This window comes from Streptomyces sp. NPDC058773, assembly GCF_042746015.1.
In the GTDB taxonomy this organism is placed as follows: Bacteria; Actinomycetota; Actinomycetes; order Streptomycetales; family Streptomycetaceae; genus Streptomyces.
Window position 1 is genome coordinate 1 of the sequence record NZ_JBHYPE010000084.1, and the last position, 12076, is coordinate 12076.

11 protein-coding genes and 1 pseudogene are annotated in these 12076 nt (G+C 72.9%); 7 read left to right on the plus strand and 5 right to left on the minus strand.

Translation table 11 applies throughout. From position 1 onward, the window contains the following. Positions 1-65 precede the first annotated feature (65 nt). Both ACFW5B_RS34740 and ACFW5B_RS34745 read right to left on the minus strand, forming a co-directional pair. Positions 66-1133, minus strand: coding sequence for an alkene reductase (locus ACFW5B_RS34740; RefSeq protein WP_386448946.1), 1068 nt, complete (start codon positions 1131-1133; stop codon positions 66-68). Between the two features lie 104 nt (positions 1134-1237). Beyond that, complete coding sequence (locus ACFW5B_RS34745) at positions 1238-2299, minus strand: aminotransferase class V-fold PLP-dependent enzyme (RefSeq protein ID WP_386448949.1); 1062 nt, start codon at positions 2297-2299, stop codon at positions 1238-1240. A 496-nt stretch (positions 2300-2795) separates the two neighbouring features. Here ACFW5B_RS34745 and ACFW5B_RS34750 point away from each other — a divergent pair, with 496 nt between their 5' ends. The 3 genes and pseudogenes from ACFW5B_RS34750 to ACFW5B_RS34760 all read left to right on the plus strand — a co-directional run bounded on the left by ACFW5B_RS34750 (position 2796) and on the right by ACFW5B_RS34760 (position 4831). Beyond that, a complete protein-coding gene (locus ACFW5B_RS34750) occupies positions 2796-2990 on the plus strand; it encodes a hypothetical protein (RefSeq protein WP_386448951.1) in 195 nt (64 codons plus the stop codon). 201 nt (positions 2991-3191) lie between these two features. Then, positions 3192-3521: pseudogene (locus ACFW5B_RS34755) on the plus strand (SAM-dependent methyltransferase); the annotation flags it as partial. 140 nt (positions 3522-3661) lie between these two features. After that, entirely contained in the window at positions 3662-4831 is a 1170-nt protein-coding gene (locus ACFW5B_RS34760) for a helix-turn-helix domain-containing protein (protein ID WP_386448954.1), read from the plus strand. 737 nt (positions 4832-5568) lie between these two features. Here the strand turns inward: ACFW5B_RS34760 and ACFW5B_RS34765 are convergent. After that, positions 5569-6273, minus strand: a complete 705-nt coding sequence (locus ACFW5B_RS34765) for a DsbA family oxidoreductase (RefSeq protein ID WP_386448957.1) — start codon at positions 6271-6273, stop codon at positions 5569-5571. Positions 6274-6456: 183 nt separating this feature from the next. On the opposite strand from ACFW5B_RS34765, the gene ACFW5B_RS34770 reads away from it, so the two are divergent. Next, positions 6457-7137: a class I SAM-dependent methyltransferase gene (locus ACFW5B_RS34770; protein ID WP_386448960.1), complete on the plus strand. Its 681-nt coding sequence runs from the start codon at positions 6457-6459 to the stop codon at positions 7135-7137. Here the strand turns inward: ACFW5B_RS34770 and ACFW5B_RS34775 are convergent. Continuing rightward, positions 7088-7627 carry a GNAT family N-acetyltransferase gene (locus ACFW5B_RS34775; RefSeq protein WP_386448963.1) on the minus strand — a complete coding sequence of 180 codons (540 nt, stop codon included), beginning with the start codon at positions 7625-7627 and terminating at the stop codon, positions 7088-7090. The genes ACFW5B_RS34770 and ACFW5B_RS34775 overlap by 50 nt on opposite strands. Positions 7628-7632: 5 nt before the next feature. Continuing rightward, positions 7633-9183 carry an aldehyde dehydrogenase (NADP(+)) gene (locus ACFW5B_RS34780; protein ID WP_386448965.1) on the minus strand — a complete coding sequence of 517 codons (1551 nt, stop codon included), beginning with the start codon at positions 9181-9183 and terminating at the stop codon, positions 7633-7635. Between the two features lie 138 nt (positions 9184-9321). Between ACFW5B_RS34780 and ACFW5B_RS34785 the strand changes: the two genes are divergently transcribed. From ACFW5B_RS34785 to ACFW5B_RS34795, 3 genes are all read left to right on the plus strand, one after another. Then, positions 9322-10092: an IclR family transcriptional regulator gene (locus tag ACFW5B_RS34785; RefSeq protein ID WP_386448968.1), complete on the plus strand. Its 771-nt coding sequence runs from the start codon at positions 9322-9324 to the stop codon at positions 10090-10092. A gap of 296 nt (positions 10093-10388) precedes the next feature. Beyond that, positions 10389-11630 carry a sensor histidine kinase gene (locus ACFW5B_RS34790; RefSeq protein WP_386448973.1) on the plus strand — a complete coding sequence of 414 codons (1242 nt, stop codon included), beginning with the start codon at positions 10389-10391 and terminating at the stop codon, positions 11628-11630. 53 nt (positions 11631-11683) lie between these two features. Then, positions 11684-12076, plus strand: a 393-nt coding sequence (locus ACFW5B_RS34795) for a response regulator transcription factor (RefSeq protein WP_386448970.1), incomplete at its 3' end; no start/stop codon positions are given.

A 12076-nucleotide genomic window follows, 5' to 3' on the forward strand; every position in this document is an offset into this window, starting at 1 on the left:
CCGCCGCACAGCTGGTCTGTGCGGCGGCCGCGCCGTGTCGTACGGGCAGTCGTACGGGCAGGTGCTCAGGCCTCCAGCGCCGGGTAGTCGACGTAGCCCGAGTCGTCGCCGCCGTAGAAGCTCGCCCGGTCCGGGGTGTTGAAGGGGCCGCCCTGCGCCAGCCGCCGGGGCAGGTCCGGATTGGCGAGGAAGAGCGCGCCGTACGCGAGCAGATCGGCCTCGCCCCGCTCGACGAGCGGCAACTCCTCGGGGCCGGTGGGCCGGCCGTCGGTGGCCGGGTTGAGCAGGAAGGTGCCGCCGAAGCGCTTGCGCAGCCGGGCCAGCAGCTCCGGGTCGGTCACATCGCAGGTGTGCAGGTAGGCCAGGCCCAGCGGGGCGACGGCGTCGACCAGGGCGGTGTAGGTGGCCTCGGGCGCGGGCTCGTCGATGTCGTTGAAGGGGTTGCCCGGCGACAGCCGCAGACCGGTGCGGTGCGCCCCGGCCTCGGCGGCGACGGCCTTGACGACCTCGATGGCGAAGCGGGCACGGGCCTCGTCGGAGCCGCCCCACTCATCGGTGCGCCGGTTGGCGTTGGGCGCCAGGAACTGGTGGACCAGATAGCCGTTGCCGCCGTGGATCTCCACGCCGTCGAAGCCGGCCTCCAGGGCGTTGCGGGCCGCGGCCGCGAAACCCTCGATGGTGCGCCGGATCTCCTCGCCGGTCAGCTCGCGCGGGGTGACGAAGTCCGTCGGGCCGTCCTGGGTGAAGCCCTGGCCGGCCGCGGCGACCGCGGAGGGCCCGACCGGCACCAGGCCGTCGGGCAGCAGCACCGGGTGGCCGATCCGGCCGCCGTGCCACAGCTGGGCGAAGATCTTTCCGCCCGCGGCGTGCACGGAGTCGGTGACCCGGCGCCATCCGGCGACCTGCTCCGCGGTGTGCAGGCCGGGGGTGAGCGGGTAGCCACGGCCGACGGGCTCGGTCTGCGCGGCCTCGGCGATGATGAGCCCGGCGGAGGCCCGCTGGGTGTAGTAGCGGACCATCGACGGGGTCGGGACGCCGTCGGCGGTGGCGCGGTTGCGGGTCATCGGGGCCATGACGAGGCGGTTGGCGAGCGGGGTGCCGGCGAGGTCTACCGGGTCGAACGCGGTGGTCACTGAGGGCCTCTCAACTACTGCTCGGAACAAGATCGTTGTCCATTACATCAGCTGCCCGACGCCCCGCGCCCGCCCCGGTATCCCGCCACCCGCCACCCCGCCCGCTACCCCAGCAGGGACAGCAGCCGGTCCACGTCATCCGTCGAGTTGTAGAGGTGGAAGGCCGCGCGGAGCAGCCCGCCGCGCACCGCGACGTGCACCCCCGCCGCGGCCAGCCGCTGCTCCGCGTCCGCGATCCCGGGGGTGGAGACGATCGCCGAGCCGGGCGCGGGCCGCGGCGTCAGACCGCGCTCGGCCAGGCCCGCGCGGTAGTGGTCGGCGAGCGCGGTGTTGTGGGCGTGCACGGTCTCCACGCCCAGCTCCGCCAGCAGGCCGAGGGACTGTTCGGCGCCGATGTAGGAGTAGTGGGCGTGCGGTTCGTCGAAGCGGCGGGCGGTGGCGGCCGGCTCGATGGGCCCGTAGTTGGACTCGGCGATGTCCTCCCCCGCGACCCAGCTCCCGTGCAGCGCGGCCGGCCACTCCGTCTCCCGCCCCTGGTCCCCGCCGAACACCATGAAGGTCGCCCCGCGCGGGCACAGCAGCCACTTGAAGGCGCCCGCGGCCACGAAGTCGAAGTCGGCGGCGCGCAGCGGCAGCCAGCCGGCGGCCTGGGTGATGTCGAGGTAGGTGCGCGCGCCGTGGGCCCGCGCGGCCTCGCGGACCGCGGTCAGGTCGGCGATCCGGCCGTCCAGCGACTGCACGGCGCTGAACGCGACCAGCGCGGTCCCCGGGCGCACCTCGTCGGCGAGCGCCTCCAGCGGCGCGGTGCGCAGCTTGATCCCCGGGTGGACGGCGAGCGGATTGACCAGAGAGCTGAAGTCGCCCTCGGGGACCAGCACTTCGGCGCCCGCCGGGAGCGAGGCGGCGACGAACGCGGACTGCACCGCGACCGAGCTGCCGATCGCGACCCGCTCGGCGGGGACGTCCAGCAGCCGGGCGAAGGCGGCCCGGGAGGCCGTGGCGGCGGCGAAGTAGTCGCGGCCCATGGTGCCGTAGGAGGCGGACTCCGTCAGCGCCGCGCGCAGGGCGTCGGCGCTGCGCCGCGGAAGCAGTCCGCTGGACGCGGAGTTCAGATAGGTCGTCTCGGGCGCGAATTCCGCCCCGCCGAGTGGCTCACGTCGATGCATGCCCCCACTCTGCTCGGCGCAGCGGGCCGCGTCCATGGCGAATCTGCTTGGCCGGCCCGCAACAGTTGCTTATCTTCGCAGGTCACGGTGGGTGTGGGCGGTCCGGGCCCGGCTCAAGGACCACCCCGACACCGCACCGTGTCAGGCATGCAATGTGTTGTCGCTCGCGGCCCGTCGGCGCCTCGCCCTCTTGCGCTGATCGTACCCAGGCATGAGGCTCGTGCACGTCTGAGCAATCGGATCCGCAGAGGAGCACCCAATGGCTTTAAGGCTCCTGGGGATTTGGCCGAACACACCGGACGACGGCTCGCCCACGATCTGGGGGGGAGGACGAACATGTCGCTCGCCGGCTCACGAGGCGAACCCATGAGTTCCGCTCTCCGACCGTGAACCTTTTCGGACCGAGAGCGGGCACCAGTCCCGTCCGTCGAGTGACGGCGAGGGGCGGATGGGTTGGCAACTGCAGCAGACGCCAACCGCAGCAGGAGATCGCACGATGAATACCGCAGTTCAGACGCGGACCCGCGAGCCGCGCATCATCCTGAACGCGCTCGAGTCCCGGGTGCCCCATCTGGTCACGGAAGTGGACGTGTCCGACCTCTGGGAGCGTGAAGTCCGGCTGCTGCTCCGTGACGGTGTGGCCGTCCGGAGCTTGCCGAACGCATCCTTGGCCAGGGGATCGCCTACCTGATCACCGCCATGGAGAAGCCCGGCGTGGACATGGGGGTCGGGTACACCGTCGACATCGGTGTGCATCAGCTCATCCTGGACACGCCCCTCTACTTCGCGCTCTGCGAGGAGTACAACGGCGGGAAGTACAAGCACCACGCCCCGCTGATCGAGCGGCGCCGCGACGGCACGGTGATGCGCACAATATCTCCGCGACCGCACCGACACGTACGACGCCGTCTATTCCATCTTCGGCGCGGTCTGGTTCACCGACCCGGCCAAGCTCCTGCCACTCGTCGCTCAACGGCTCAACCCCGGCGGTGTCTTTGCCTTCTCTCACCCGCCCGCCATCCCCGGGGCGTACGGCCCTCAAGGCATGTACAAGGGCGGGTTCGCAGGAAGGGCCATGTACACCTACCGGTACAGCTACACGCCCCGCAGGTGGACCGGCCTCCTCCACAAAGCCGGGTTCACAGACCCTGACGTACGGATCCTCGACGCCCCCACGCCCGGCCACATCGGAACCCTCATCGCTCGCGCCACCAAGCCATAGCCAGTGGCCCCGAGCCGACTTCCCCGAGGTGGATGTGTCCTGATGCGCCTCGGACATTTCACCGCCCCCCGGGGCCGGAGGAGCGAGGCCGGGGCCCACGTTCGCTCCTCCGGCCCCGGGCCGCGGCGTACGCTCGTGATATGAGCAGCGCGGGGTGGAACGTCAAGACTGTTCGCAAGCGTCGGGGCCTGACCCAGCGGGAGCTGGCCAACGCGTCCGGCGTGTCCCTCTCGACGATCCGGAAGCTGGAGCAGGGGGACCGAGAAGGCGCACGGCTGGAGACGCTGCGGAAACTGGCCGTAGCTCTCCAGGTGCCTACGATGCGGCTGGCCGACGCTCCCCGTGAAGACGGTGCGGGCCCGCAGACCACGGACCGGTGGGCAGCCGTGAAGAGCGCCCTTGAACGCCGCCATTGGGCGGCCGGGGTGGAGGATGAGCCGCCGACCGTGACGGGAGTGCACAGCGCGCTACAGGAGGCGATGCCGCTCTTCACCGGAGACCGGCTCACGGAGTTGTCCGTGCTCTTGCCCTCCCTGCTGCGGGACACCGACGCCCTGGGGCCGCGGGGACGCACCGTCCGTATGCGGCTTTTGCAGCTCTCCGGGTGGCTCATGGTCCAGACCCGCCAGTTCGCTGCAGCCGAGACCGCGCTGGAGCGCGCTCTGGAGCACGGTGCCGACGGGCTGGACAAGGCCGCGACGATCAGCATCGTCTGCTGGCTGCGGTTGCGTCAGGGAAGGCTGGACGAGGCGTTCGCACTCGCGGTCGGGTGGGCAGATGAGATCGAACCACGGATGTCCCGGGCGACACCGGCGGAATTGAGCACTTGGGGCTGGCTGCTGTTGCGGGCTTCTGCCGCCGCGATTCGCAATGGCCAGTCAGCAGAGGCCGATGACGCCGTCAAACTGGCGATGGCGGCAGCCGTGGTGATGGGCCGGGAGCATGCACCGGAGAATGACTTCCTGCGGATGTTCGGGCCGACCACGGTCAAGCTCAAGGCCGCCGAGAATGCCTCTGTGACGGACCGTCCGGACATGGTGCTGAGAATGGCACAGCGCATTCCCATGGCAGGGCTGAGGCCGACAAGCAACAACCGCAATCGGCACCTCCTCGATGTCGCCGATGCCCACGCCAAGATGGGGCAGCACGCCGATGCCTTCGAGAAACTCGAACAGATCAAGGCGGACAGTCCGGAATGGCTGCCGAATCAGCGTTACGCCCGTGACATCCTCAGCAAACTGATCCAGAGCCGCCGAACACTGACCACGGACATGCGTGCCATGGCCGACGCGGTCGGGCTCCCGCTGTAAACGATCACAAGGGCTGCTTTTCCCTGACGGGCAGTCAAAGTGCCACAGACATCGCGCCTGGTCGCTCCGTAGCTTCGTCTTCGTCACACCGTTGACGAAGGGATGGCGAGAGAGAGCATGGCGAGCACGAGCACGGTGGCGGCCCCGCCCCGGGGAGCTCTGGACCCGGATTCCGCTGGGTGTGATGACACAGCAGGCCAGTTAATGAGCAGGGGAGACAGCGGCGGCCCGTCCACCGGCCCGTGCCTCGAACCGGTCCCGGTGGACGGCTGCGACGTGTGTACCGCGCTGGCCGCGCAGCGGGAAGCGGCGCGTGGCGCGGGTGACTTCGTGACGGTCCGGAGCCGTAACACGGAAATGGCGAACCATCCGCACCGCAGGAGGGTCCGCAACATGACCTCGCACGTCGGCGCCCCGGCCGTCCCTGTCTGCCCCACCTGCACCGAGCTGGAACGCGCATTACGGGCGGCCCAATCGGCCGGAGACGCGAGCAAGGCGGTGGACTGCCGTGTTCTGCTCCGGCGCCATCCGCGGCATGACGGCAAGCCCGTTGCGGCGACCGGGCATCTGGAGAGGGGAGTTCACGACTCATGAGCCGGATGGCACTCGGGAACTCGGCTGCCGGACACGGAGGCCGCCGCCTCGGGCGACACCGGCCGCCTTCGCAGGTACCGTCCCCGCATGAAAAGTTGCTCATCTTCGCAGGTCACGGTGGGTATGGCCGGTCGGGCCCCGGTTCACTTCCCGGGCACGGCGCAGCCGTCGTCGCCGCACACCTCACCGTCACCGGCCGCCCCGAGCGGTACGACGCCGTCGGCGTACGCCCGCTCCAGCGCCTCCCGGAACACCTCGGCCGGCTGTCCGCCGGAGATGCCGTAGCGGCGGTCGATGACGAAGAACGGCACACCCGTGGCACCCAGCTCGGCGGCCTCGCGCTCGTCGGCGCGGACCTCCGGTGCGTACGCCTCGGGGTCGGCCAGCACCCGCGCGGCCTCCTCGGCGGGCAGCCCGGCTCCGACGGCGATCTCCTGGAGTACGGCGGGGTCACCGAGCGGCCGCGCCTGGGCGAAGTTGGCGCGGTAGAAGGCGTCGAGCAGCGCGTCCTGGACACCGTGCGCCCGGCCGAGGTGCAACAGCCGGTGCAGGTCAAAGGTGTTGCCGTGCAGGCGGTCCGAGCGGTAGTCGAGCCCCTCCCCCGCTGCCGCCTCGGCGACCCGCGCCTCCATCGCCGCGGCCTGCTCCCGGCTCACGCCGTACTTCGCGGCGAGCATGTCGAGCACCGGTACGTCCCCGGCGGCCGGTGCCTGCGGGTCCAGCTCGAAGGACCGGTGCACCACCTCGACGGCGTCCCGCTGCGCGAAACCGGCGAGCCCGGCCTCGAACCGGGCCTTGCCGATGTAGCACCAGGGGCAGGCGATGTCGGACCAGATTTCGACGCGCATGAGCTGACTTTCCTCGTCGTGGGCGGGCCCCGGGTCAACCCCGGGGAGCGGCGGGGTATTCCCGGGAGCGACGTCCGGTGCCAGCGCCCGTCCGGGCGGGCCGCGGCGGTGCGGTACGGCGCCCCACCCGGGTGCTCCGGTGCTTCGGCGAGGTGGCCGGACGTCCCGCGGTACCGTCCCCGCATGACCTCGTCACAGGGATTTCTCGGCTTCTGGGAGACGACCGGGGCCGTCAAGACCTTCACCCACCCGCTCGACCCGGCGCTGCTGGACGCGTATGTGCCACGGGGTGCGCGGGTGCTGGACTACGGATGCGGGTACGGGCGGCTGACCTCCGAGCTGGCCGGGCTGGGGTACGGCGCGGTGCAGGGGGTGGATGTGTCGGCGGCGCTGGTCGAGCGGGGGCGGCGGGAGCACCCTGAGCTGGAGCTGCTGCACTGCCCAGGGTTTCCGCTGCCGTTCCCGGAGGGCGTCTTCGATGCGGCGCTGTTGTTCGCGGTGCTGACCTGTGTGCCCCGGGACGCGGACCAGACGGCGATCGTCGGGGAGCTGGGGCGGCTGGTGCGGCCCGGCGGGGTGCTGTATCTCAGCGACGTCCCGTTGCAGGGGGATGCGCTCAACCGGGAGCGGTACGCGCGGTTCGCGGAGCGGTACGGGACGTACGGGGTGTTCGAGACGCCGGACGGCGGGGTGTTCCGGCACCATCCGCCGGAGCGGCTGCGGGGGCTGGTGCGGGAGGCGGGCTTCGCGGTGCTGAAGGAGCGGGCGGGGTCGGTGGCCACACTGGACGGGCGGACGGCAGAGCGGCTCCAGCTCATCGCCCGCCGGGAGCCGGAGCCCTCCCCAGGTCCAGCGTCAGGGTGAGGTGGCTGGCGTCCGGCGCGGGGCGGCGGTCCGGGTCGGGGCGCCAGCCGAGGCGGGTGTAGAAGGCGCGGGCGCGGTGGTTGTGCCAGAGGACGTCGAGGGCGGCCCGGGAGACCCCGGCCGCGTGCCAGTCCCGCAGGCAGGCGCCGTGCAGGGCGCGGCCGACGCCGGTGCCCCAGTGGCCGGGGTCGACATGGAGCTGGTGGAGGGTGACGGCCGGCCGGGGGCCGGGACGGTGGCGGTAGGAGGCGGCTCCGACCACGGTGCCGTGCCGGGCGGCACAGAGCGCCGGGGTGTCGCCGCGCTCCAGGTCGCGGGACCAGGCGTCGTGCCACCGGGCCCGCTCGGCCGGGACGTCGAAGGGCGCGTCCGGGAACCGCGCGCGGTGGTACGCGGCACGGGCCCGGCTGTGCAGCGCGGCGATCGCGGCCAGGTCCGCGGCGGTCACCGCGCGGACCTGGAGCGTGGCCGCGTCGGGGGCGGGCGGCACGGTCGCTACGCGCCCTCGGCGCGGCCGTCGACCCGGCGCGGCAGGCCGAGCGGGTTGTCCTCGCGCAGTTCGGGCGGCAGCAGCGCGGGCGGGGTGTCCTGGTAGGCGACCGGGCGCAGCCAGCGTTCGACGGCGCTGCCGCCGACGGAGGTGCAGGTGGAGGTGGTGGCCGGGTAGGGGCCGCCGTGGTGCTGGGCGGGGGCGACCGCGACGCCGGTGGGCCAGCCGTTGACGACCACCCGGCCGGCCAGCGGGGTGACCTCCGCCAGCAGCCGGGCGCCGCGGCCCGCGTCATCGGTGCCGGCGCTCTCCGCGTCGCCGAGGTGCAGGGTCGCGGAGAGGTTGCCGGGGAGCCGGGCGAGCACGGCGCCGATCTCGGCCTCGTCGGTGTAACGGGCGACGACGGTGACCGGGCCGAAGCACTCCTCCAGGAGGAGGTCGTAGGGCCCTTCGGTGGTCAGGTGGGCGGCGGGGACCGCGAGGAAGCCGGCGCTGACGGTGTGCTCGCCGCCCGCGCCCGGGGTCACCGGCGCCTCGACCCCGGGGAGCGCGGCGCGGGTGCGGACGCCGTCGAGGAACGCCTGCCGCATCCGGTGGTCGAGCAGCACCCCGGCCTCGGTGTCGCTGACCGCGTCGGTCAGTGCGGTCAGCAGCCGGTCGCCGGTCTCGCCGCCGGGCGCCAGGACCAGGCCCGGCTTGACGCAGAACTGGCCGACGCCGAGGGTCATCGACCCGGCCAGCCCGGCGCCGATCCGCTCGGCGCGCTCCGCGGCCGCGGCCTCGGTGATCACGACGGGGTTGAGGCTGCCCAGCTCGCCGTGGAAGGGGATCGGGTGCGGGCGGGACGCGGCCGCGTCGTAGAGGGCACGGCCGCCGCGCACCGAGCCGGTGAAGCCGGCCGCGGCGATCAGCGGATGGCGCACCAGGTCGATACCGGCCTGGAAGCCGTGCACCAGACCGACCACGCCCTCCGGCAGGCCGACGTCCCTGGCGGCGCGGTGCAGCAGTGCGGCACACAGCTCGGAGGTGGCCGGGTGGTCCGGGTGGGCCTTGACGACGACCGGGCAGCCGGCCGCGAGGGCGCTGGCGGTGTCGCCGCCCGGTACCGAGAAGGCGAGCGGGAAGTTGCTGGCGGAGTAGACCGCGACCGGGCCCAGCGGGATCTTGTAACGGCGCAGGTCGGGCCGGGGCGGGGTGAGCCCGGCGTCGGCGTGGTCGATCAGGACGTCGAGGAACCCGCCCTCCTCGGCCAGGTCCGCGAAGGCCCGCAACTGGTAGGTGGTGCGGGCGAGTTCACCGGTGAGCCGGCCGGGGCCGAGCGCGGTTTCGGCGTCGGCGGCCTCGATGACCGCCTCGCCCGCCTCGTCGAGCAGCTCGGCGGAGCGGCGCAGCAGCGCGGCGCGTACGGTGCGGTCGGCCAGCGCGCCACGGGCGGCGTGTGCGCCACGGACCGCGGTGTCCACCTCGTCTGCCGTGGCCTCCACCGCAACCTGCTCCCGCGGCTTCCCGGTGCGGGGATCGACACTCCAGACTGGTGCTGCTGTTGTCGCTGCCACCGTGCATTCCTCCCGGGCGATGCTGCCGAGTCGTTCCGCGCCTTGCCGCGCACCGGATCACGTTCTATATGCTGAACGCTGTTCCGAATCATGAACAACTGGGACTCTATGGCGGTCCGAACAGGGGGGTCAAGGGCGATGTCAGCTGCCGATACCGGGGGATCACAGGTCAAATCCGCGGTGCGGACGGTCGAGTTGCTTGAGTACTTCGCGGGTCGTCCCGGTATGCACAGTCTTGCCTCGGTTCAAGAGGCGGTCGGCTACCCGAAGTCCAGCCTCTACATGCTGCTGCGCACCCTCGTCGACCTGGGCTGGGTCGAGACCGACGCGACCGGCACCCGCTACGGCATCGGCGTGCGGGCGCTGCTGGTCGGCACCTCGTACCTCGACGGTGACGAGGTGGTGGCCGCGGCCGAACCGGCCCTGGACCGGCTCTCCGACGACACCACCGAGACCGTCCACCTCGCCCGGCTCGACGGCACCGAGGTCGTCCACCTCGCGACCCGTCAGTCCCCGCACCATCTGCGCCCCTTCGCCCGCGCCGGCCGGCGGCTGCCCGCGCACTCCACCGCGCTGGGCAAGGCGCTGCTCGCCACGTACACCGACGAGCAGGTCCGGGCGATGCTGCCGCCGGCCCTCCCCCGGCTGACCGAGCACACCCTCACCGACCGCGAGCGGCTGATCGAGGAGCTGCACTCGGTGCGCGAACAGGGCTATGCCGTCGACCGCGAGGAGAACACCCCGGGCCTGCGCTGCTTCGGCGTCGCGATCCCCTACCGCACCCCGGCGCGGGACGCGGTCAGCTGCTCCGTGCCGGTGGCCCGGCTGACCCCGGGGCACGAGCGGAGGATCAAGGACACCCTGTTCGACGCCCGCGACCGGCTGACGCTGGCAACCCGACGGCTGTGATCTGAGGGGCCGTTGGGCACCCGGCCGGTGGGCGCACCGTCCGGCTCCCCTCCCCCGTACGGCGGAGGCGGTTCGTCGGCACGGCCGAGGCGCGCGGGCGGCGGGTCCGGAAGACTGGTCGTCATGACCGTACGGACCGGCCGGCACCGCCACCGCGCAGCTCTCGCAACCTCCGCTCCGCCACGCGGCGTTCACGACGACTCCGAGGCCGGGGCCGGAGCCGCGCCGTGCGGCTGAGAGGTCTGCGGCGGCACTCCCTGCGCTGGGTCCATCTGGTGATCGGCGGCGCGATCCTGATGCCGCACTTCCTGACGGCGTCGGTCATCGTGTCGCTGGTCAAGGAGGGCGCCGACCCCTACCGCGATCCCACGTCCCAGTTCCTCGCCTTCGGCCTCGCGCTGCCGATGGCCTGGCTGGCCGGGCTGGTCTTCGCCCCGGCGCGGTCCATGGCGGCGGGCGCCGTGCGGACGTTCTGCGATGTGCCGGGAGAGCTGATGGCCGACGAGCCGGGCTACTCGTGGACCGCCCGGCGGCGTACCGCGCTGTGGTTCCTGGTGCACAACGCGGCCGGCGGGATCGTCAGCGGGATGTCACTGGCCGCGTCGCCGGCCGCGATTTCCCTGATGATTCTGCCGTTCTCGGCGGAGCTCCGGCGCGGCTTTCCGGGCTGGCAGGAGGCCTTCCCCGGCGTGCTCGGCCCGCTCGCCGGGCTGGCGCTGCTGGCTCTGGTGCTCGGCACGACCTGGGGAGCCGGGCAGCTGATGGCCCGTCTGGCGCCGGTGCTGCTGGGGCCCACGCCCGACGACCGGCTGGCCGCCGCCGAGCGCCGGGCCGCCGATCTGGCGACCCGCAACCGGCTGGCCCGCGAGCTGCACGACTCGGTGGGGCATGCGCTGAGCGCGGTCACCCTCCAAGCGAGCGCGGCCCGCCGGGTGCTCGACACCGACCCGGAGTTCGTCCGGCAGGCGCTGGCCGCCATCGAGGACACCACCCGGGACGCGGTCGCCGAACTGGACACCGTACTGGGCCTGTTGCGCGAGGAGGACGGCGGCGATCCGACGGCGCCCGCGCCCACTCTGGACGGGCTGGCGGCGCTGCTCGAACGGACCCGCGCGGCAGGCGTCCGGGTCGAGGCGACGACGGAGGGGCGGTGCACGGGGCTGCCGCCGGTGGTCTCGCGGGAGGCCTACCGGATCGTGCAGGAGGGCCTGAGCAATGCGCTGCGGCACGCCGGGCCGGTGCCCGTGGAGCTGTATGTGCACCGCACCGAGCGGGAGCTGACCCTGCGGATGGAGAACCCGGTGAGCGGACCGGTGGCCGGCCCCGTGCCCGGCTCGCCGGTCCCGGCGCCCCGCACGGGCGGGGGCCGCGGCCTGTTGGGGATCGCCGAACGGGCCCGGCTGCTGGGCGGCGAGGCGACGGCCGGGGCACAGGACGGCGTATGGCGGCTGACGGCCCGGCTGCCGCTGGCGGCGGGGCGGGAGCGCGGTACGCACCGCGACGTACGGCCACAGGGACAGTCGCAGGGACAGCCGTAGGGACACCGAGACGTACGCCGGGGAACCGGAGGACGCGAGACGAGGGCGGGGACATGACCACGACGCGGGACGACGACGGCCGCACGGCCGGCGAAGGTGAAGACAACGGCAGCGGCAACGGCCGTGGTTGCGACAACTGCGGCGACGGCACCGGCGGCAGCGGACGCGAGCAGACCCGCCCGCTGCGCATCGTCCTCGCCGACGACGAGCGGATGGTGCGTACGGCGCTGCGCGCGATCCTGGGCGCCGAGGACGACATGGAGGTCGTGGGCGAGGCGGCGACCGGTGCGGAGGCGGTGCCGCTGATCCGCGCGCTGCGCCCGGACATCGTGCTGATGGACGTGCGGATGCCGGAGATCGACGGCATCCGCGCGACCCAGCAGGTGCTCGCAGGGATGGACGGGCCGCCGCGCCGACGGGGCGTGACGACCATAGAGAACGAAGCC